The sequence below is a fragment of the Tamlana sp. s12 genome, from assembly GCF_016767215.1.
In the GTDB taxonomy this organism is placed as follows: Bacteria; Bacteroidota; Bacteroidia; order Flavobacteriales; family Flavobacteriaceae; genus Pseudotamlana; species Pseudotamlana agarivorans.
In genome coordinates this window covers 2,254,730-2,276,691 of the sequence record NZ_CP068547.1, presented here as the reverse complement: position 1 = coordinate 2,276,691, position 21,962 = coordinate 2,254,730, and the positions used below count along the sequence as shown (strand labels likewise).

Sequence of the window (21,962 nt, the reverse complement as noted above, 5' to 3'; positions counted from 1 at the left end):
CGATTAGTTAGTTTCTTCTTCGTTTGGTTCGTAAGGAATTTCTCTTTTAGATAAGATTCGAGTGTATCTATTAGGATGCAATTTGATATCTCTTATAAGTTCTTCTAGTTCGCTAGAAGCTTCTTCTAGATTTTTATATAATTGATCATCTTTTAAAAGTTTACCGATACTGCCTTTTCCGTTTTGAAGATTTGCCATTAAACCGTCGAAACTTTTTAGAGCTGAATTTAAGCTAGCTAAAGTTTGATCTAAATTTGCATCGGCTAGTTTTTGACTAACATCGGCAAAATTGGTTGTAATTTTATCGGCATTAGCCAAAACATTGTCCAAATGTTCTTGGTTTCCTGCTACAATTTGATTTAAAGAATGTGATGTTTTCTTCAAGTCGTTCATCGTCGTACTTAAATCTGCTAAGCTTTTTTTAAGGTTTTCTTTGCCTTCTTTATCTAGAACCTCGTTTAAACCACCAATTAAAACATTGGCATTGGTAATCATATTTTTTGCTTGTTCTTGAATAGGTGCTAATTTTTCACCAACCAAATCTACTAAACCTTCTTTCACTCGGCTCTTTAGAACATCGCCACTTTTTGCATTTTCTCCGCCATCTGGAGCTGGTATAATAGCTATAGCTTTCCCTCCTAGTAAGCCTGTATCGTAAAGTTCGGCAACACTATTTTTAGAGAATTTAAAATCATTATCAATTACCAATTCTACAACCAGATTTGCAGAGCCATCATCTTTGAAGGTGATATTGGCTACTTTACCAACACTTAAACCGCTAATGGTAACAGGCGTTGATGGCACCAGTCCTTCAACATTACTAAATTCTGTGTAATAGGATTTTGACCCGTCGAGCAAGTTGTGCCCTTTTAAAAAATTGAATCCAAAAACAAAAAGGATAATTCCTATGATTACGAGTATGGCTGTTTTTACTTCTCTAGATATTTGCAAAATGTATAGATTTAGAGGAACAAATTTAATACATATTTATGAAGAACCGCTCTAATTAGCAACTGATTTTATGGCTTCACTTAACGGTGTTTTAATTCCGTCTTTAAAAGCCACAATAAAACTAGAAGGATAACCTTTAGATTTAGCTTCTTCCGCTAAGCGCTTAACTTCTTCATAACTAGTTGTATTCCCGTAGTAATATTTATATAAACTTCCTGTTTTTACACCTGAAACACCATGTAATCCATTAAAATTATATGGTTGACTTCCTAAAAGTTTGGAACTGGCAGCAATTTGAACCTTAAAAATTATATTTGAGGTATTAGTAACTATAGTTTGAGATTTCTCTACTTGCAGAGTTTCTGTAGTTTCCTTTACAATTACAGCTTCTTCTACCGGCATGTACCCTGGAACAGTCTTATCTAAAGTCTTCTTATACTCTAAAATGGCTTCATAAATGGCTTCTGAGATTTGTTGCTGCCCTTTTGAAGAATTCAAATAAGCACCTTCCTTTTTATAACTTAAAAACCCCGTTTCTACCAAAACACTAGGCATAACCGTTTGATGTAATACAATAAACCCAGCTTGCTTCACTCCTCTATCTTTACGTTTTAAATTATTGGTGAAAGCGTTTTGAATAAGACTCGCCAACATGATGCTTTGGTCGAGGTATTCTTCCTGACTTAATAAGATACTCATTACCGATTCTGGCGAATTTGGATCAAATCCTGCATAATTTTTTTGATAATCTTCCTCCATGAAAATCACCGAGTTTTCTCGTTTAGCCACTTCAAAATTGGTATTGTTTCTGTGGGTCCCTAAAACGAAAGTTTCAGTACCGTGGGCCGATGAACCGTGGGCGTTACAATGTACAGAGACGAATAAGTCGGCATTGGCTTCATTGGCAATTTTACCACGTACAAATAAATCGATAAACTTATCGTTCTTTCTTGTATAAATCACCTCTATGCCCGGATTTTTTTCGAGCATCTTACCTACTTTTAAAACTACATTTAGGGCAATTTCCTTTTCCTTATAGCCATTCCCCATATTTCCAGGATCATGACCACCGTGTCCGGCATCTAAAACGACCACAAATTTCTTCTTGGGGTGGTCGTTAAATGCATTAACATCTAGGGTGTATGTTAATACTATTATAATTAATACGAAATGTAATATTTTATGCGTTTTCATCTGATAAATTCTATATTTACTATTAGCAAGAACAAAAAATGAATTAAAATTTATAAGTAATAAATCCAGGTGCCATGTTATTCTGTCTAGCTTAAACCATTAAAAATCACTATTTATTGCACCATTAAATAATCATGCATTTATAATTTTTAATTTTTAATTGATAATTAAATCAATCCCAAAAAAATATATGTAATTTTGGCTTTTCAAAAACTGAGCCATTCGTTACAAAAATACATTTAAAAGCGTTGCGTACAAACAACTTTAAAATACTTTTTACACTAAGTTTTACAGTGTTTATCAACACGTTTAGCTTCGCTCAAGACATTCCTAGACAGGAAAGAAAAATAGACCGAAAAGTCATCGAACCTGTTAGTCGTGACACGCTTGTTGTTTCAAGTGATAGTCTCAACACTAAAGAAATTTCTGAAAAAACTCAAGATTCTACTTTAACGGATTCTATAAAACCTAAAAAGGATTTTTTAGAGCATACAGTTAATTATCACGCCGAAGATTACTCTAAATTCAATCAAAAAGAGCATAAACTATATTTATATAACCAGGCTAAAATTGTTTATGGTGATATGAACATCACGGCTGGCGATATTACAATTGATTATGTAAAAAACACGGTTTACGCTAAAGGAATTACAGATTCTATTGGAGGTTACACGCAAAAACCTGTGTTTACCCAAGGAAGCAATGTGGTAGAACCCGATTCTATTCTCTTTAACACAAAATCGAAAAAGGCCCTTATTTACAACTCAAAAACAGAACAAGGCGAAGGGACCGTAATTTCAGAAATCACAAAAAAAGAAAACGATTCGGTATATTTTGTAAAAGGTGCTAAATACACGACTGCCGAAGATTTAGAAGACCCAGACTATTACATTAAATTACGAAAAGCTAAAATTGTTCCTGGTAAAAAAATTGTAACCGGTTTTGCTAACATTTTCATATATGATGTTCCTACGCCTGTAGGTTTACCCTTTGGATTTTTTCCTCAAAGTGAAAAACAAACTTCTGGTGTTATTATTCCAACTTTTGGTGAGCAAGATGACCGCGGTTATTTTTTACAAAATGGTGGCTACTATTTTGCTGTAAGTGATTATATCGATTTAACTTTACTGGGAGATTATTATACCAATGGAAGTTATGCGCTTAGGTTAGAAAGCAATTATGCCAAACGGTACCGTTACAGAGGTAATTTTGGATTCCGTTATGAAAACCTCATAACTAGTGAGCGTGGTTTCCCGGATTATGCCAATAGCACCATTTACAACTTACGATGGTCTCACAGTCAAGACTCTAAAGCGAATCCGAGTTCTCGATTTTCTGCATCTGTAAACTTAGGTAGTAGCCAGTACTACCAAATTTCGAACAATCAAGTTAATGTGAGTAACCGTTTAAACAACACCTTGTCGTCTTCCGTTTCATATTCTAAAACCTTCCAAGGAGAACCACAAGTAAACTATAGCGTAACGGCTACACACACACAAAATTCACAAACAGAAGAAATTAATATGACCTTACCTACGCTTCAAGGTAGTGTAGGAAGAATGTATCCCTTTGCGTCAAAATCGGGTTCTAAAAAAGGAATCATTCAAAACATTAATTTACAATATAATTTAAGAGCTGAAAACAGGATTGTAACCACGGACTCTTTATTCTTTAAAAAGGAAATGTTTGATGACGCCAAAGCAGGGTTTCAACACACTATTCCTTTAACGACAAACTTCAAGCTATTCAAATATTTTAGTGTAAGTGCAGGAACAAGTTATAACGAATACTGGACCTTTAAAACTGTAAATAAATATTATGATCCTGTTACCGAAGAGGAAGTTGATGAAACGGTAAATGGCTTCGACTCTTACAGAACATACAACTTTAACACCAGTATGGGAACAACGGTTTATGGTATGTTTAACTTTGAAAAAGAAGGTCAAGATCGAAAAATAAAGGCCATTAGGCATGTTATGAGACCTTCGGTAAGTTATAATATCAATCCGGCTTTCGACCAATATTATGACACTTATGAAGTTATTGATGCCGATGGTAATACTACTGCCGATGTGGAATACAGCCGTTTTGATAACACCATTTTTGGTGCGCCAAACAAAACGTTCTCAAGTGCTGTAGGGCTTTCGCTTTCCAATAATTTTGAAGCTAAAGTACGAGATAAAGACAGCACGGCTACTGAAGCTAAAAAAGTAGTTTTATTAAATAACTTAAACTTTTCTACCTCTTATAACGTGGCAGGCGATTCCCTTAAATGGAGTCCTGTACGTATGAGTGGTGGTACACAACTTTTTAAAGACCAGTTAAGCATTAACTTTGGAGCGACCTTAGACCCTTATGCTCTAGACAATAACAATAAACGAGTTGATAAGTTTAATATTGATAACGGCGGGAGTTTATTTAGGCTTACCTCCGGAAATTTAACAGCTAGCTGGGCGCTTTCAAACAAAGGAAAAAGTGTCGCCGAAAAAGGTTTAACTGATAAAAATCTTGAAGAAAACTTACGAGGTGGTGGTCGTGACGATGATTTATTTGGTGTTTCTGAAGATTTTGCCACCCATACCATGCAAGAACCTGATGACGAGAGTAAAGACGAAGAGTCCGAGGCGTTTTATCACCATAAAATACCTTGGAGTTTAAGACTTGCTTATGCCATAAATTATTCCAATAGTCAAAGGCAAAATGAAATTTCATCTCATTCATTAATGTTCTCTGGAGATATTCAATTAACCGAAAAATGGACTATTGGAGCATCTTCCGGGTATGACTTTAAAAATCTTGGTTTCACACCTACTCAGCTTCGTTTTGAACGTGACTTATTGAGTTGGCGTATGAATTTTAGTTGGACACCCTTTGGCGATTACAAATCTTGGAATTTCTTTATCGGTATAAAATCTAGTATACTAAAAGATTTAAAATACGAAAAACGAAGACAACAAGATCTTAGGTTATAAACCGGTTTTTGAAACTAATTTTGTTTCTGGTGAAATTCTTCGCTATTTTTAATTTAGCAATTTAAACACAACCTTAAATAGTTCCATATGAAAACAATTATCACTACACCAAATGCTCCGGCTCCTATAGGTCCTTATAACCAAGCTGTTTTAACAGGAAACACCTTGTACACATCTGGTCAAATTGCGATTCACCCCACTTCTGGCGACCTTGTTTTAGGTGATATTGAATCGGAAACCAAGCAGGTTATGAGTAATATCGAAGCGATTTTAATTCAAGCTAACATGGGCTTTGAAAATGTTATAAAGGCTACTATTTTTATTAGTAATATGGATGATTTTCAAAAAATAAACAACGTTTACGGCAGCTATTTTAATGATCCCACAGCACCTGCTCGAGAAACTGTTCAAGTAGCGCGTTTACCAAAGGACGTTAATGTTGAGATAAGCGTGATTGCGGTGAAATAAAAAACGCTATTGGTAAGTAAATCAAGCATTACGATTTAGAATACCGTACTAATACCTCTTTCAATTTAGCAACTTCAATGGGCTTTGCAAGAAAATCATCGATACCGGCTTGTTTGGCTTTCAAAATATCCTCTTCAAAAGCACTTGCAGATACAGCTATTATTGGAGTTAAATTTTTGCTATACTTATCAGTTGCTTTGATGAGTCGAGTTGCTTCATATCCATCCATATCAGGCATATAGATATCCATAAAAATTAAATCAAAATCTAGAATTTTATAAAGTTCTACAGCTTCTAAACCATTTTTAACAAAAGTACAATCGGCACCTTGGCGCTCTAATAGGGCTTTTATCACCTTTTGATTGGTTCTATTATCTTCTGCAATTAAAACATTCAACCTATTGATAATCTCAGGAGTCTTCTCAATAGTATCGTTTTCGATATTTAGGGTCTTAGTAAGTTGTAAACTGAAATAAAAGGTAGACCCTTCATTCTCTTTACTTTCTATTTTTAATTCGCCACCCATTAATTCAACCAGATGATGCGATGCTGCAAGACCTATACCTCCTCCTCTATAGTCTCTTAATAAATTTGACTGCGATAAATCATTTTTATTATTAAACAGGTATTTAACCTCTTCCTGGCTCATGCCAACGCCAGTATCCTTAATGTAAAAAGTGAAAAACAAACTATCGTCTATACCTTCAGTTTGATCTACAGTAACCGTGATGGTTCCAGAATTGGTAAACTTAATAGCGTTATTGATTAGGTTCGTTAATACTTGCTGAATTTTAGCCGAATCAGCTAAAACAAGGAACTTACTATCATTTTCGGCTAAAAACTTATATTTAAAACCTAAACTTTTCTCGAAAGCCTGAAATTCAAAAACTTGAAAAAGTCTTATCAAATCGGCTTTTAAGTCGACGGCCTCCATACTCAATTTAATATTCCCTCGTTCTGCAACAGCATTATCGGCAATCATATTAACCAATTGTAGAATATGCAATGATGAATACTCCGCAATTTCTACTTGGGCGGTTTGATCGGACTCTAAATGCGTTTGTTTAATCATGTTTAACATCCCTAAAACCGTATTTAAAGGGGTACGGATTTCATAACTCATGTTTGCCAAATAAATAGATTTTTGATCGGCAACTGTTTCTGCGGTGTCTAAATTTCGTTTTAACTCACTGACACGCAACTTTAGATTTGATTTAACTACATCGTTTTTAAGCTGGTTTTTAAAGAAGTATTGAAGTCCGAATACCTGAATAACAGCAAGAACAAACAAAATACTAGCAGCACTTTCGATGTAAATTTTTTTCTCTAAAAAAAGAAAACCAATAAGTAAAATTGTAATAATGCTTAAGGAAATCAGAAAAGATAATTTATACCTCTTTTTAATCGATTTCATAAATTTGGGGGTTAACCTCATATAATAGGTTTTTTAGCAAACATATCTATAAATTTACGAATTATCAAAATCATTATTCGTCATTAAGTCAACTTTTATTTTAAAAATGCCTAATTTTAGATTTGGATTAAACTATCATAAAAATACTAGATGAGAATAGAATACGATATCAAATTAGGCTTTAAAGATGTCATGATTAGACCTAAAAGATCTACTTTGAAGAGCCGATCGGAAGTGAGTTTGGAAAGGGAATTCAAATTTTTACATAGCCCTATAACTTGGTCAGGGATCCCTATCATTTCGGCCAATATGGATACCGTAGGTACTTTTGAAATGGCGATGGCTTTATCTGAAAAAAAAGTATTTACAGCTATACATAAACACTACACTATAGAAGAGTGGAATACCTTTTTGGAAAGCGCCCCTAAATCCATCGAGGATTATATTGCTGTTAGTACAGGGACAAGTGATAAAGACACCGAAAAACTAACGCGTATTTTCGCATTACATCCCCATTTAAAGTTTATTTGTATTGATGTGGCTAATGGCTATTCTGAGCACTTTACAGCCTTTGTTCGTAAAACTAGAAGTCAATTTCCTGATAAAGTTATCATAGCAGGAAATGTGGTTACAGGCGAAATGGTAGAAGAACTTTTAATTTCTGGAGCCGATATCGTTAAAGTGGGTATTGGTCCAGGTTCGGTCTGTACCACAAGAGTAAAAACAGGTGTTGGTTATCCACAACTTTCTGCGATTATAGAATGTGCTGATGCGGCGCATGGTTTAGGCGGACAAATAATTAGTGATGGAGGTTGTACAACGCCAGGCGATATTGCTAAAGCTTTTGGTGCTGGTGCCGATTTTGTTATGCTAGGAGGCATGTTAGCAGGACATGATGAAAGTGGTGGCAAAATCGTTGAAAAAAACGGCAAAGTATATAAACAATTTTACGGTATGAGTTCGGCTACTGCCATGGAAAAACATGTAGGCGGCGTTGCCGAATATAGAGCAAGCGAAGGCAAAACGGTGGAAGTACCTTACAAAGGAGCAGTTGACGGTACGCTTCAAGACATTTTAGGAGGTTTACGAAGTACCTGTACTTATGTTGGAGCTTCCAGGTTAAAAGAACTCACCAAACGCACCACTTTTATTCGAGTTAATGAACAGGAAAATCGTGTTTACAACAGTTAAACGTGTAACACCTTCCCTTGAGAACCCGATTCGCTAGGGGTTAATTCATAAATAAAATCTGGACGCAGTAGAGATGCTTCCTTTTGATGGGAAACATATAATATGGCTGTTTTACTTTCAGAAGCAATTTTATTAACCAATTCTGAAAAGATTTCAGCATCTGCATCGTCTAATCCATTGGTTGGCTCGTCTAAAATTAATAGCGGAGGATGTTTAACCATAGCTCGTGCTATTAAAACTAAGCGCTGATGACCTACAGACAAAGACAAAAAATCTTTATTTCTAAGCTCAAATAAGCCTAACATTTTAAGCCAGTCGTGGACTATAAACTTTTGCCTATCTGTTGGGAATATATAAAGCCCAATAGAATCATAAAACCCTGATAGCATCATTTTCTCAACAGAATCTAACCTTCGGAACCCGCGTAAGATTTCTGCGGAATAATGCCCAATATTATTTTTAATATCCCAGACGCTTTCCCCACTACCCTTTTGCCTGCCAAACAAAATCAAATCTTGTCCGTAGGCTTTAGGATTATCGCCAGTTATTAAGGTGATTAGAGTGCTTTTTCCGGCACCGTTAGGACCTATTAATTGCCAAAACTCCCCTGGCTTTATTTCCCAAGTAATGTTACTCACAATAGGGCGTTCACCGTACTGGATGTTCACCTTGTTGAACTTTACTAGACTTTTAAAATCGACATCAAATTCATGTTCTGGCTGAGGCAATTTATCTACTAAGAACTTATAAGAAACAGGCGTTTCTAAGCGCTCAACTTTTTTGAATGTATTGTTATGAAACTGATACAGATTTGAAATAAACGGTAAAAGCTGATGTTTACGCGTTAATACCTGAATGATTGTCGTGTTATCACTTAAAGTCTCTAATTGTAAGGCTATTGCTTTTTGTGAAGCGCTATCTAAACTATCAAATACATTATCTACAATAAGGCATTCTGGATTTTGTGAAATGAGGTACTTTAGAAGCGCTTTTTTTCTTTCTCCTCCAGATGCCTGAGATAATTTATTTTTATGAATGGTTTCTACATCAAATTGATCATGTTGCAATTCCTCTTGAATAAACTTATCAAGCGTCAACTCAGAAAAAAGCACCGTTTTTAATCCTGCTAAGTTTTCAAATAACTCACCAGTCTGTATACTTTCAACAATACGCTTTTTATCTTCATTGTTAGAGATATAAAGCGCCACATGATTTTTCAACATAAAAAAATTCCCGTTTGTAGAAACTATAGACTAAAGGTCTTTAGTATGGTACGGTATTAAGCCTTCGATAGGTCTACGTTGGAAATTCCCAACCTTAAAACCCATTTCTTCAGCTACTTCTTTAATTTCTTTTTGTGCAAAAAAGGCAATAGATCCAGCAAAGTGTACAGGAACATATTTAAGCTCTTCTTTAAACTGTAAGATCATATTTTTAGCAAAGAGACGAATACCATCTTTTATTAAATTAACGATGTATTCTGAATCTTTATTTAAGAACATAAATTCAGCAAAATTTGCTAAATAAGCATTAGCATTCGGTTGCTTATAAACGTTGTATTTAATGTAATCGGATTCCAAATTAAATTTGGTATCAAAAGCATGCTTCACTGTAACAGGCATATGATTAAAGTAATAATCTCTAATCAATTGCTTACCGTAGTAATTTCCTGAAGCGTCATCCATTAAAATGTACCCTAAAGAATTCACTCGTTGGTGCAGTTTTTCACCGTCGTAATAACTACAATTAGAACCTGTACCCATGATACAAACTACAGCAGCTTCGGTTGGCGTATTAATTGTAGAATATACAGCAGCTAGAGTGTCTTCATTTACATCAATTTGTGCATTCACAAAAATTTCCTGTAATACACCTTCCAATAAACGCTTCGGATTTTCAGTACCGCAACCAGCTCCATAGAAAAATATGTGCGTTACTCGTTCTCTATTCTTTTTTAGCTCTTTACTGCTTTTAATAATTTTAAACAGCTTCTTTTCGGGTAGTATGGCAGGATTGAGTCCTTTAGTACGAATTTTTTCAAACAATTGGTTTCCATTACTATCTACGGCAATCCAATCAGATTTTGTAGAACCACTATCAACAATTAAAATCATAAGTTTAGAGATAAAAAAACTCCACAGAATACTGTGCTTTATACACAATAACTCTGTGGAGTTATTATTAATATTTTAAATAAATTATTTTACAGATGCGATATGTTGCGCTAAGTCAACTAATTTAGTTGAATAACCAAACTCATTATCGTACCAAGATACTAATTTAAAGAAATTATCATTTAAAGCAATACTTGCTTCTGCATCAAAAACTGAAGTTAAAGTTTCAGAAACGAAGTCTTGAGAAACTACAGCTTCTTCAGTATAACCTAATACACCGTTTAATTCATTTTCAGAAGCTTTTTTGATTACCGCTTTAACTTCATCCCAAGTAGCACCTTTTTCAGTTCTTACTGTTAAATCTACAACAGAAACATCAGGAGTTGGTACTCTAAAAGCCATACCTGTTAATTTTCCGTTTAATTCAGGAATTACTTTACCTACAGCTTTTGCAGCTCCAGTTGAAGAAGGAATGATATTAGCAAGTGCAGATCTACCACCTCTCCAGTCTTTTCTAGAAGGACCATCAACAGTCATTTGAGTAGCTGTAGTTGCGTGAACAGTAGTCATTAAACCTTCAATAATTCCGAAGTTATCATTAATAACTTTAGCGATTGGTGCTAAACAGTTTGTAGTACATGACGCGTTAGAAACGATTGTGTGCTCTGAAGTAATTTTATCGTGGTTAACACCCATTACGAACATTGGAGCATCTGCAGATGGTGCAGAAATCGCAACTTTTTTAGCACCAGCAGTAATGTGAGCTTGAGCTTTATCTAAAGTTGTGAAGATACCAGTACAATCTAATACAACCTCTGCGCCTACAGCATCCCATTTTAAATCTTCTGGGTTACGTTCTGCAGTAATTCTAATTTCATTTCCGTTTACTACTAAGTTTCCGTTGTTAATATCAACAGTACCATTGAATCTTCCGTGTACAGAATCATATTTTAATAAGTAAGCTAAATGCTCAACATCTAATAAGTCATTAATACCTACTATTTGAATATCAGGTCTAGAAGCTGCAACTCTAAAAGCAATTCTACCTATTCTACCAAATCCGTTAATTCCAATTTTTAATTTTGACATAATCTTGTTTATAAATGTTAAGTGCTCATGATATCTGAGACACGCAATAATTCTAAATTTATTTTTGTTTTACCTTTAATAGCGCTATCTAATGGTGTTAACTCCATTTTATTGTTTTTAAGCCCTACCATAAAGTTACTTTCACCATCTAACATGGCTTCTACCGCTTTTACGCCCATTCTACTAGCTAGAACTCGATCGAAACAAGAAGGCGCTCCCCCACGTTGCATATGACCAAGAACGGATACTCTTACGTCGTACCCCTCCATGTTTTCATCAACGTAGTCTTTAAGTTCAAAAATATTTTTTCCTATTTTATCACCTTCAGCTACTATCACGATACTAGAAGTTTTACCAGACTTTTTACTTTTGTTAAGAGATTCGACCAAACGTTCTAACCCTAAATCTTCTTCAGGAATTAAAATCTCTTCAGCACCACCAGCAATACCACAATTTAATGCAATATGACCAACATCGCGTCCCATAACTTCAATAAAAAATAATCGGTTATGCGAACTGGCTGTATCTCTAATTTTATCGATGGCATCAACAACGGTATTAAGTGCTGTATCAAAGCCTAAAGTATGTGATGTTCCAAAAATATCATTATCGATAGTTCCTGGAATACCCATAACTGGGAAATTAAATTCTTGATTGAATACAAGGGCTCCTGTAAACGATCCGTCACCTCCAATAACTACGAGACCATCAACGCCTTTCTCTTTCAATTTTTCGTAGGCTTGTTGACGTCCTTCTACAGTTCTAAATCCTTTTGAGCGCGCAGATTTTAACACGGTACCACCCTTGTTAATAATCCCCTTAACACTACGGGCATCTAATTCTACAAAATCGCCTTCAATAAGACCTTCATATCCACGATAAACACCAAGGCATTCTACATTATGGTATGCACATGTTCTAACGACAGAACGAATAGCTGCATTCATTCCTGGAGAATCTCCTCCCGAAGTTAAAACCGCTACTTTTTTAATTGTTTTAGGCATTCATTTTCTTATTTATTACGGTAAAATTAATAAACTAAAACCATATTTCTATAACATAAGTCATATTTTACCCTACAATTAAAACTACAACGTTTTAGTTGATAAGAAAATAAAAGAAATTGAAATTATTCATAAAAAACCTACCCTAATCACTTGATTCTCCCTTAATTGAAATGTAATTTGGCAACGCTTCCTCTTTTTTATTTTCGACCTGCTCATCCTTTATTTCGATAATTTCAAGAGGAGCTGATTTTCGTACAATCGCATTAATGAGTTCTTTAAAGGTATCAAAATCTAAACTATAGGCTATCCCTACCCCTTGCGTATACCCTATTTTCTCACCAAAATTTCGAATACTGTTTTCGCGATTAAAAACATTAGCGGTTAGATTGCCATCTTCGTTTAACAAAAATGCAATCTCTACATCTCCTGCTACAACCGATTGCGTAGCACCACTTCCGCCAACAGGCACCCCAACTTTACCATTAATAATAACACGGTCGCTAATTTGGGTTTGTAAGGTTACACCAAAACGATCATCGGATTGATAATCGGGTCTGTTTTGTCCAGATTCATAATTTAAACCAATATTGAGCTTACTATCACTTCCTGTAAACAGTCCGTTGATAATGCCGTTTAGTCTTTCGGCAATAGTTCCAGAAAAATTAAGATCACTTAATCCGCTAGAAAATGACGCTGTAGACAATAGATATAAGGCTTGATTTTGTTTGTCTTCATTAGACTGAAGTCTATAATTCAACTCCGATTTCACCGTAGAGCTTACATTAGGGAACTCGAAACTAAATTCGGGTTCTGGTTGTTCCAAATCACCCACAAGCGCAATATTGAGCTCTACAGGAATACTTCTATTTATAGGAGTGTCTAATAAAGGAGAAGGATTGGCACGTGTTCGATAGGTTGCTTTCATATCGATTTGAGCTTTTAAAGGATCGCCTTCCCAAGCAATGGTACCCCCAGGTTGTACTATAAATTCCTTCTGAACTAAGCCACCATAGGCGAAATTATAAACCCCTTGAAACACTGAAAAATCCCCCCACATTTTAAATTTTCCGTTGGTGTTTATTTCTACTAATAAACCACCTCTCCCACGACCTTTTAAAGAGTGCCCAGTGCTTTTATCTATTATGAGTTGTACTTCGGCATCTTCGGTGACATCCAAATCGAAATCGAGTTCTAATCCTTTAATTTCTTTAAATACAATTTCGACCCCTTGCTCTTTAGCCATTTTTTCTTCCTTCGTAATGAAGTGCATATAGGAGTTATCACCGAAAGATTCAGAGTCGTTTAGAGGAATATTAAAAACGGTTCCTTTTTTTGTTTCACCTTCAACCGAGATAACCAATTGTTCTGTAGGTCCTTTTATACTAGCTCGACCTCCTAAAAAACCTGTTCCGTAGTAAAGCGACTCTTCATCTTCTTTAGTGTCTAAAACCAATAAATTATCCGTTGTAATATCTAAGCCTAGATTCCATTTTGAGAAGTTAGTATGGCTTATAGTTCCCCTTAGCTTTCCTTTAGACTGGTATTTTGTGTCAGTAATATCGATGTTGTTAAACCTAAACGTTTGCTCGTTTAAACTCATTGAGGCGTTTTCCGCGAAAGCGTAATCTACATTTAAATAAGGTACACCTAAACCTGCTTCATTTAGAAGTAAATCACCGTTAATTCCGGGCTTGTTAAGGTTTCCAACTACATGAATTACACCGGTGGCTTCACCGCGAATATCAGACAAAACGCCTTGTAACAATGCATTTAAAGGATGTAAACGAAATTTATCAAAATCTAAATCGACATCTATATATGTCTGTTTTTTCTCGACATTTATTGCGCCTTGAGCGTGAAAAGATTTGGCTAAATCATTCTTAATAGATGCATCTACAAGGTAATGTGTTAGAGATTGATTACCTTTTATATTAGCTTCAAAGGATCCCAACTCAAACTCATTGATTTTTAAATTGTTCACTATAATTTCTGAAGACGGCACATAGTTGCCATTATTTTGAATGATTTCCAGTTTACCATTAACCCGACCTTCAAACTTTAAGCTGTCCAATTCTGGCAAGACTTTATCGAGGTCAATATGAGCAAAATCTAACTTGATATCCTTTTGAGTTGAATCTTGAATAAATCCAGAAAGATTGATAATCTCGTTCTCATGATTCACCTTAAACTGGTCCAACTGTAAATGCGCCAGTTTTTTATCGAAGATAAATTTATGGAATTTATCGTTCGCCTCATTGATATGCCATTTGTGATTTTTAATGGTAAAATCAGACTTTTTAAAACCGACAACTGACTCGTTAAGGTCGTTGATGGTGTGATAGAAATTCAAATTATACGTGTCGTCGTTTCGTTTACCTCCAACAATTTCAGCACGCATAAAAAGCGTATCATTCAAGGTCACATTTATCAAATTAAACTTAGATAAATTGTAATATTTGGTATTTAAGCTATCGGCTTCGATATAGGTATCAAATAACGGATTACCATTAACTATTTGCAACTCGACATTATTAACAAAATAATCGTCGTAGTTAATTTTTGGTGACTTAAACATGAGTTTAAACTTACTTTCATCACTCTCTACATGTCCGCGAATAAACGTGTTTTTAGCCAATTTTACCTCAGGATAAAGTACTTCTACAATTTTATTGTAAATCTTAAAATTAAAGTCAATATGCTGATTATTTTGAACCTTATCGCGCGTATAGTTTGAATACGCTGAACCAATGGCATTTTTAAATAACTTTTGAAGATCTTTTAAGACAAAATGGCCATTTAAATTCCCTTGAATAATGTCTGGGGAACTAAAAGACAAGTAACGCTCATTCCCTTCAAACCTTGAGGTTAATTCAAATTTATCGAAAGCGTAAGTATCGTTTTCATTTTGATAAACGGTATTTCTAAAAGTAATTTTCCCGTAAGCATCATCGACACTTCCGGCATTCATATTCATGTTAACCTTACTTTTAAGAATAGAAATAGAATCGCGCTTAATAAAGTTTAAGGTGTTTAAATTGGCATAGTCTACAACGGCTTCAAAATCATATTTTTTGACATGATCGGAAAAATCGATAAGCCCTAAAAAGTTCATTTGTAGATTAGGATCGTTAACCATAAGATTACCGTCGAAAATATTATTCATCACATTTCCGGCAACTTTAATGGCTTTATAATTATAGTTATTGTATTCCAACTGAAAAACATCTCCTTTTACTTGGGTATCTACCTTTTCGGCAGTAAAACCTTTACCGTTCACATCAAAATTTAGAGAACCTTTTCCCACTTTAGGGCTATTTAAAAAGGAACCGAAATCAAATTCATTTAAAATAATATTCCCTTGATATGAGCCATTATCAATATCATTGATTTTGTCTATCACCAAGTTAGAGTCTACAAAACCGATATCGGTATTAATTTTAACATCGGCAACCACCTTTTTAGTTGTAATTTGGGTGTTACCTATAATATTGAATTTCCCCACACGACTTAATGATGATGGTATAGAACGCCCTAAAATATTAGGAAGTAGACGTCTTAAATCGAAGTACGTCGAAGACAGGCTTCTAAAAGTACCATCCATATAAAAACTTTCCTTATCTGGGGTAAACAAATTTTGAAAGCGGATATCGCCATTTACATGAGTTCTATCGCTAGTAGACAGCCTTAAATCGGTCATTTGTAAATCATTCAAAGTACCTGATAACTTCACGTCAAAAATCGCGTTAATATCACGTCCGAATTCATTATAAAACGTATTCAGCTCATCAATAAGCACGTTAGAATCTTTAAAATTAGCTTCGATATTAACTTTATCGGTAAAAAACTGTAAATCTTCACGTTTATAGATGAATTTCAAATCCCCATTTAAAACCGAATTCTCTGTTTTTACCTGAAGATTCGCGAAAGTCATATCGTTAAGCGTATAGGCAAAATTGGTCATTAAATTTTTAACCTCTACGCCTCTACTGTCCTTAAAAGACAAGGTATTTACCCGCATACTCACATCACTACCATTAATAAGCAAGTTGGTGGCATTGATGTTTAATCCGCTAAAATAGAGCATTTTAGATGTTTCTCGATTTTCGTCGGTAAGGCTAAAAACCGAATTATAGATGGACACATCACTCGAGGACATTAAGAAATCACTTTTAACGCGTTCGGGATTATCACTTTCAAATTTATGGACAAACACATCGAGATTCGTTTCGGTTTCTCCTTTGTAGGTTTTCACGTTAAAATCTAAATCCTCAATATCGACATCCCCAAAAACCAAATTTCCGTTTAATAAATTTCTAAAACTTAATACGGAGGTATTCAATTCGGCTACACTAATTAAAGTGTCTTTTTTATAATCTTGAATATAAATCTTTTTGAGTTCTATATCCCCATTAAGTTGCATGCTCACGCGGTTAATAAACACGTTGGTTTTATACTCTTCATTCAAGCGGTTCGTAGCATAATTACCTAAGCGCGTTTGTACATACGGAATGGATAAAATAAGCAACAAGATGATGAATAGCATTAATAAAATGCCAGCAACTTTAGATAATATTTTTAGAAATTTCTTAATCTTAAACCGAATTATAACCTAATAAAAAAACAAACTACTTTTATCTTTTAATATTCCTAATACCTAGCAAATATTAAGCTATAGATATAAACTTATTAACGTTTTTAATAAAAAAATAATTGAGTAGTTTTGTGCATGTGAATAAAACGCTTATTCGCTGTAAAATTAGTAATTATTATGCCTAATATAAATTAATGTCTTCAGAAAATATATATATACTAGGAATTGAGTCGTCTTGCGATGATACGGCGGCTTCTGTATTGGTTAACGGTAAAATTTTAAGTAATGTTGTTTCTAGCCAAAAAATACATGAAGAGTACGGTGGCGTGGTGCCAGAATTAGCCTCTCGTGCCCATCAACAAAACATAGTTCCTGTAATACATCAAGCACTTAAAAAAGCTAACATTACTAAAGAGCAGTTACATGCTATTGCTTTTACAAAAGGCCCTGGACTGATGGGTAGTTTATTGGTAGGCACTTCTTTTGCGAAATCTTTGGCTTATGGTCTAAACATTCCGCTTATTGATGTGAACCACATGCAAGGCCATATTTTAGCGCATTTTATTGATGAAGAAGGTTTTAACAAACCACCATTTCCGTTTTTAGCGATGACCATTTCTGGAGGGCACACCCAAATTGTTAAGGTTGAAAATTATTTTAACATGACCGTTATTGGTGAAACTATTGATGATGCCGTTGGTGAAGCTTTTGATAAAAGCGGTAAGATTCTAGGACTAGGTTATCCGGCAGGTCCAGAAATAGACAAGCGTGCAAAATTAGGAAATCCTAAAGCTTTTAAATTCTCGAAACCAAAAGTAGACGGATTAAACTTTAGTTTTTCGGGGTTAAAAACAGCCATTCTGTATTTTATACAACGAGAAGTTAAGGAAAACCCGAATTTTATTGAAGAAAACCTAAATGATATTTGTGCCTCCATCCAATACACCATTATTGGAATTTTAATAGACAAATTAAAATTAGCCTCTAAAGAAACTGGAATTAAACACATTGCCATTGGTGGTGGTGTTTCAGCAAATTCGGGTATTCGACAAGCTTTAAAGGACGGCGAACAAAAATTTGGTTGGACCACCTACGTCCCTAAATTTGAATTCACCACAGACAATGGTGCTATGATTGCAATTGTTGGCTATTTAAAATATCTAGAGGGCAATTTTGCCAAACAAGATGTTGTGGCATCGGCCCGATTAAAAATTTAAAAACATATTCAAAACGAAATACTAACCTTGCCCCAAAACCCATTTACATGATTAAAAAACTACTTACCACACTAATATTTGTTAGTGTAGTAACCCTGCATGCACAGCCTTCGGTTGAAAAGGAATTGAAAGACATTGAAAATCCAGAACAAGCCGATGCTTTTATAAAATCGAATAAATCAACTAAAAATAAATTAATTACTTTTAATGAAGAGAAACACCAAACGGTATTAGCCAAATCCCTTTTTAAGAAAAATGTAGGCAGCACTGAAGTTTTAGATCGTGAATTTGAGAAAACCTATTATAAAGTCGTTAATAAAACTACGAACACTTACAACCGTGTATCCTACATTTATTTAGATGGTAATAAATATAATATGACAGATTTGAATGCGCTTAGATCTCAAATCATGGCTAATTATAAAGATGGTGCGCCCTTTGATTTTCTGGCTAAACGCTACTCGATGGATGCAGGTGCCGAAAAAGGTGGTGACACAGGTTGGTTTACAAAAGGAAAACTAGATACTGCTTTAGAAAATAGCTTAACGAATAACAGCTATGCTTTAAATGACTTGTTTACTATAGATTTACCTGAAACCAATCGTTATTATGTGGTTTTAAAAACCCATGAACCTAAGGAAATTTCAGAATTACAAGTATTAAAAATTACTGAAAAAAAGTAAAATGCAACTTTTCTATAATCCAGAAATAAACGACCAAACCGCCCAAATATCCTTTGATAAAACGGAAAGCAAACACATTGTAAAAGTGTTGCGTAAAACCAGTGGCGATACTTTACACATTACTAATGGTAAAGGTTGGCTGTTTATTGCTGAGATTACTATGCCCAACATTAATAAATGTATGGCCAATATTATTTCTAAAACCCAACAAAAAAAGCGAGATTTTAATTTGCATTTGGCTGTAGCGCCTACAAAAATGAACGATCGCTACGAATGGTTTTTAGAAAAGGCCACCGAAATAGGTATCGAAAGCATCACCCCTATTATTTGCGATCATAGTGAACGTAAAGTGGTTAAAAACGACCGCTTTGAACGCATTTTACAATCGGCTATGAAGCAGTCATTAAGCTGTTATATGCCTACCTTAAACGAACCTATTCTATTTAAAGATTTTATAAATGGCTCGTTTTCGGGAGATCTTTTTATTGCACACTGCGAGGATAGTGATAAAAAATCCTTAAAACAAAAACTAATACCCAATAAGGATGTTACTATTTTAATTGGTCCTGAAGGTGATTTTTCGCCTAAAGAAATCGACTTAGCTCTTAAAAACAAATTTATTCCAGTAACTTTGGGAGAAACACGGTTACGTACAGAAACAGCAGCTATAATAGCTTGTCATTCTGTGGCTTTTATAAACGAATAAGTATACATGAGGATTCTTTTTTTTATTAGTTTTTCATTGTTTTCACTCGGACTTTTAGCTCAGGATATAGCTGTTTTAAAATATAAAGGTGGTGGCGATTGGTATGGCAACCCCACTGCATTACCAAACCTTATTGCGTTTTGTAACCAACAGATTCACACTAAAATAAACCCAAAACCCCAAACTGTAGAAACTGGAAGTTTAGATATTTTTCAATACCCGTTTTTGCACATGACTGGGCACGGTAATGTGTTTTTTGATGAAGCAGACGCCGAAAACTTAAGAAACTATCTGCTTTCGGGTGGCTTTTTACATATTGATGATAATTATGGTATGCAACCATACATTACCAAAGAATTAAAAAAAGTGTTTCCGGATAAAGATTTGATTGAAATCCCATTGAATCACGAGATTTTTCTAGCGCCTTATAAATTCCCAAACGGCTTACCTAAAATTCATGAACACGATGGGCAGCGGCCGCAAGCCTTTGGTCTATTTCAAGACGACAGACTAATTTTACTGTTTACTTATGAAAGTGATTTAGGTGATGGTTGGGAAGATGAAGAAGTGCATAACGATCCTTTAGAAGTACGTGAAAAGGCGCTTAAAATGGGCGCTAACATCATCAAGTATGTTTTTGACCACTAAAACCATGTCATGCAGTTAAATCATTATAATACCCATTTTAAAAAACGTCAATTTCCTATTACATTGGTTTGCGATCATGTAACGAATACGCCTAATATTGGAAGCTTATTTCGTATCGCTGATGCCTTTGGTGTTGAAAAAATAATTTTATGCGGGCAGAACATAACTTTAGGAAGGAAAATGGCCAAAACCTCTAGAGCAACAGAAAAAGTGGTGCCTTATGAAATTTTGGAAGACACTTCAGAGGTAATTGAAAGGTTAAAAAAAGACAACTATCAAATAATTTCTATTGAAATCACAAAGGATAGCAAGCCCATTCACCAATTTAAATTTTCAGCAGAAAAACCTATGGCTTTTGTTATTGGTGATGAAAATTTTGGCGTATCTGAAGCCGTTTTAAAAGCTTCAAACGATGTTATTCATATCGATATGTTCGGACAAAATAGCAGTATGAATGTTGTTCAGGCTACTAACATTGCCCTATATGAAGCAACAAAACAATTAGTTTAAACCTGAGTTCGATTCGATTATTTTACAGCATCCCAAGTAACAGAATTCAGGAATAAAGGTATTTTTTATTCTTATTTTAATTGATTAGTTTTACTTACTTATTTCAAACTATTTAATTTGAATCCAAAAATCATTTCTAGCGGCATTGTAAGAGCAGTTCTCACCATTTCTAGCATTGCTTTAATCTTATTTTTTCTTTATCAAGTTCGTTCGGTTATAGCCTATATTACTATTGCCGCGGTAACCTCTTTAATTTGCAGACCTCTTGTACAATTTTTAGAGAAAAACCTTAAAGTTGAAAAAAACATAGCCGTTATAATTACGATTTTTCTGCTATTGGGTGTTATGATTGGACTTGGAGGCCTATTTGTTCCTCTGGTTTTAGAACAAGGGCATAACCTTTCTCTTTTAGACATTCATAAACTTGAATCCAATATTAAATATAGCTATGATGCTTTTATATTAAATTTTAATTTAAGTGAAAACGACTTAAGCGAACCTTTCGATGGTATAAAATTCCTTGATAAACTGGACTTTTCTTTTATTCCAGAAGTATTAAACTCCATAGTAAGTGGCTTAGGGAGCTTTAGTATAGGCGTGTTTTCAGTACTATTTATCGCCTTTTTCTTCTTAAAAGACCGCACTTTATTAGAAAATACCTTGCTTATTTTTGTGCCAGAACATAGCGAAAATCAGTTTAGAAATTCTTTCTTAAAAATTAAAAACTTATTGTCTCGATACTTTGTCGGACTTATTTGTCAGATTTCCATTCTGTTTATCATTTACATGACTGGTCTTTTAGTAATTGGTATACAGAACCCTATTGTCATTGCCTTTTTATGTGCTTTACTCAATTTAATACCTTATGTTGGACCATTTATTAGTGTTATTTTAATGATGACACTAACGATGACAAGCAATATTGGTCAAGAATTTATAGCTTACATTTTACCTAAAACCTTTTGGGTATTTATTGTATTCATGATTGGTCAGCTTATCGATAATTTTGTGAGTCAGCCTATTATATTTTCAAAAAGTGTTAAATCGCATCCACTTGAAATTTTCTTAATCATTTTAGTGACTGGAATTTTATTTGGCGTTATTGGTTTAATTATCGCCATTCCAGCTTATACCTCTATTAAAGTTATTTTAAAAGAGTATTTATCTGAAAACCGAATCGTTAAAAAATTCACCGAAAACATTTAAT

Annotated in this window: 17 protein-coding genes; 9 read left to right on the top strand and 8 right to left on the bottom strand. The window is 34.4% G+C overall.

All coding sequences use genetic code 11. The features are described from left to right. Window positions 1–3 precede the first annotated feature (3 nt). Both JJL45_RS10025 and JJL45_RS10020 read right to left on the bottom strand, forming a co-directional pair. Entirely contained in the window at window positions 4–951 is a 948-nt protein-coding gene (locus JJL45_RS10025) for an MlaD family protein (RefSeq protein WP_068604202.1), read from the bottom strand. Window positions 952–1,002: 51 nt separating this feature from the next. Then, window positions 1,003–2,145, bottom strand: coding sequence for an N-acetylmuramoyl-L-alanine amidase (locus tag JJL45_RS10020; RefSeq protein WP_068604203.1), 1,143 nt, complete (start codon window positions 2,143–2,145; stop codon window positions 1,003–1,005). A gap of 248 nt (window positions 2,146–2,393) precedes the next feature. Here JJL45_RS10020 and JJL45_RS10015 point away from each other — a divergent pair, with 248 nt between their 5' ends. Both JJL45_RS10015 and JJL45_RS10010 read left to right on the top strand, forming a co-directional pair. Continuing rightward, complete coding sequence (locus tag JJL45_RS10015) at window positions 2,394–5,117, top strand: putative LPS assembly protein LptD (RefSeq protein ID WP_068604205.1); 2,724 nt, start codon at window positions 2,394–2,396, stop codon at window positions 5,115–5,117. Between the two features lie 87 nt (window positions 5,118–5,204). Beyond that, window positions 5,205–5,585: a RidA family protein gene (locus JJL45_RS10010; protein WP_068604207.1), complete on the top strand. Its 381-nt coding sequence runs from the start codon at window positions 5,205–5,207 to the stop codon at window positions 5,583–5,585. A gap of 28 nt (window positions 5,586–5,613) precedes the next feature. Here JJL45_RS10010 and JJL45_RS10005 read toward each other — a convergent pair whose 3' ends face one another. Next, window positions 5,614–6,999, bottom strand: coding sequence for a response regulator (locus JJL45_RS10005; RefSeq protein WP_202664126.1), 1,386 nt, complete (start codon window positions 6,997–6,999; stop codon window positions 5,614–5,616). A gap of 150 nt (window positions 7,000–7,149) precedes the next feature. On the opposite strand from JJL45_RS10005, the gene JJL45_RS10000 reads away from it, so the two are divergent. Continuing rightward, window positions 7,150–8,190, top strand: a complete 1,041-nt coding sequence (locus JJL45_RS10000) for a GMP reductase (protein WP_068604211.1) — start codon at window positions 7,150–7,152, stop codon at window positions 8,188–8,190. Here JJL45_RS10000 and JJL45_RS09995 read toward each other — a convergent pair. The 5 genes from JJL45_RS09995 to JJL45_RS09975 form a co-directional block, all read right to left on the bottom strand. Then, on the bottom strand, window positions 8,187–9,413 hold the full coding sequence (locus JJL45_RS09995; RefSeq protein WP_068604213.1) for an ATP-binding cassette domain-containing protein: 1,227 nt from the start codon (window positions 9,411–9,413) through the stop codon (window positions 8,187–8,189). The two genes, JJL45_RS10000 and JJL45_RS09995, sit on opposite strands and share 4 nt — an antisense overlap. A gap of 30 nt (window positions 9,414–9,443) precedes the next feature. Then, complete coding sequence (locus JJL45_RS09990; protein ID WP_068604215.1) at window positions 9,444–10,304, bottom strand: N-acetylglucosamine kinase; 861 nt, start codon at window positions 10,302–10,304, stop codon at window positions 9,444–9,446. A gap of 84 nt (window positions 10,305–10,388) precedes the next feature. Next, window positions 10,389–11,393, bottom strand: coding sequence for a type I glyceraldehyde-3-phosphate dehydrogenase (gap, locus tag JJL45_RS09985; protein ID WP_067147951.1), 1,005 nt, complete (start codon window positions 11,391–11,393; stop codon window positions 10,389–10,391). 17 nt (window positions 11,394–11,410) lie between these two features. Continuing rightward, window positions 11,411–12,397, bottom strand: coding sequence for a 6-phosphofructokinase (gene pfkA / locus JJL45_RS09980; RefSeq protein ID WP_068604217.1), 987 nt, complete (start codon window positions 12,395–12,397; stop codon window positions 11,411–11,413). A 145-nt stretch (window positions 12,398–12,542) separates the two neighbouring features. Next, a complete protein-coding gene (locus JJL45_RS09975; RefSeq protein ID WP_068604218.1) occupies window positions 12,543–16,943 on the bottom strand; it encodes a translocation/assembly module TamB domain-containing protein in 4,401 nt (1,466 codons plus the stop codon). Between the two features lie 242 nt (window positions 16,944–17,185). Here JJL45_RS09975 and tsaD point away from each other — a divergent pair, with 242 nt between their 5' ends. The 6 genes from tsaD to JJL45_RS09945 all read left to right on the top strand — a co-directional run bounded on the left by tsaD (window position 17,186) and on the right by JJL45_RS09945 (window position 21,961). Next, on the top strand, window positions 17,186–18,208 hold the full coding sequence (tsaD, locus tag JJL45_RS09970; protein WP_068604220.1) for a tRNA (adenosine(37)-N6)-threonylcarbamoyltransferase complex transferase subunit TsaD: 1,023 nt from the start codon (window positions 17,186–17,188) through the stop codon (window positions 18,206–18,208). 47 nt (window positions 18,209–18,255) lie between these two features. Continuing rightward, window positions 18,256–18,891: a peptidylprolyl isomerase gene (locus JJL45_RS09965; protein WP_068604222.1), complete on the top strand. Its 636-nt coding sequence runs from the start codon at window positions 18,256–18,258 to the stop codon at window positions 18,889–18,891. A 1-nt stretch (window position 18,892) separates the two neighbouring features. Then, window positions 18,893–19,597, top strand: coding sequence for a 16S rRNA (uracil(1498)-N(3))-methyltransferase (locus tag JJL45_RS09960; protein WP_068604223.1), 705 nt, complete (start codon window positions 18,893–18,895; stop codon window positions 19,595–19,597). 6 nt (window positions 19,598–19,603) lie between these two features. After that, window positions 19,604–20,245, top strand: a complete 642-nt coding sequence (locus JJL45_RS09955; protein WP_068604225.1) for a DUF4159 domain-containing protein — start codon at window positions 19,604–19,606, stop codon at window positions 20,243–20,245. Window positions 20,246–20,254: 9 nt separating this feature from the next. Further along, the gene (locus JJL45_RS09950; protein WP_068604227.1) at window positions 20,255–20,755 is read left to right on the top strand and encodes a TrmH family RNA methyltransferase; all 501 of its coding nucleotides are present in this window, start codon (window positions 20,255–20,257) and stop codon (window positions 20,753–20,755) included. Between the two features lie 117 nt (window positions 20,756–20,872). Continuing rightward, the gene (locus JJL45_RS09945) at window positions 20,873–21,961 is read left to right on the top strand and encodes an AI-2E family transporter (protein WP_067147927.1); all 1,089 of its coding nucleotides are present in this window, start codon (window positions 20,873–20,875) and stop codon (window positions 21,959–21,961) included. Window position 21,962: the final 1 nt, after the last annotated feature.

Coding starts and splice junctions, on each gene's coding strand:
- JJL45_RS10000 (WP_068604211.1), top strand. CDS start 7,150: ATGAGAATAGAATACGATATCAAATTAGGCTTTAAAGATGTCATGATT.
- JJL45_RS09950 (WP_068604227.1), top strand. CDS start 20,255: ATGCAGTTAAATCATTATAATACCCATTTTAAAAAACGTCAATTTCCT.
- tsaD (WP_068604220.1), top strand. CDS start 17,186: ATGTCTTCAGAAAATATATATATACTAGGAATTGAGTCGTCTTGCGAT.
- JJL45_RS09995 (WP_068604213.1), bottom strand. CDS start 9,413: ATGTTGAAAAATCATGTGGCGCTTTATATCTCTAACAATGAAGATAAA.
- JJL45_RS09955 (WP_068604225.1), top strand. CDS start 19,604: ATGAGGATTCTTTTTTTTATTAGTTTTTCATTGTTTTCACTCGGACTT.
- JJL45_RS10010 (WP_068604207.1), top strand. CDS start 5,205: ATGAAAACAATTATCACTACACCAAATGCTCCGGCTCCTATAGGTCCT.
- JJL45_RS09965 (WP_068604222.1), top strand. CDS start 18,256: ATGATTAAAAAACTACTTACCACACTAATATTTGTTAGTGTAGTAACC.
- JJL45_RS10020 (WP_068604203.1), bottom strand. CDS start 2,145: ATGAAAACGCATAAAATATTACATTTCGTATTAATTATAATAGTATTA.
- JJL45_RS09975 (WP_068604218.1), bottom strand. CDS start 16,943: ATGCTATTCATCATCTTGTTGCTTATTTTATCCATTCCGTATGTACAA.
- JJL45_RS10005 (WP_202664126.1), bottom strand. CDS start 6,999: ATGAAATCGATTAAAAAGAGGTATAAATTATCTTTTCTGATTTCCTTA.
- JJL45_RS09990 (WP_068604215.1), bottom strand. CDS start 10,304: ATGATTTTAATTGTTGATAGTGGTTCTACAAAATCTGATTGGATTGCC.
- JJL45_RS09960 (WP_068604223.1), top strand. CDS start 18,893: ATGCAACTTTTCTATAATCCAGAAATAAACGACCAAACCGCCCAAATA.
- gap (WP_067147951.1), bottom strand. CDS start 11,393: ATGTCAAAATTAAAAATTGGAATTAACGGATTTGGTAGAATAGGTAGA.
- pfkA (WP_068604217.1), bottom strand. CDS start 12,397: ATGCCTAAAACAATTAAAAAAGTAGCGGTTTTAACTTCGGGAGGAGAT.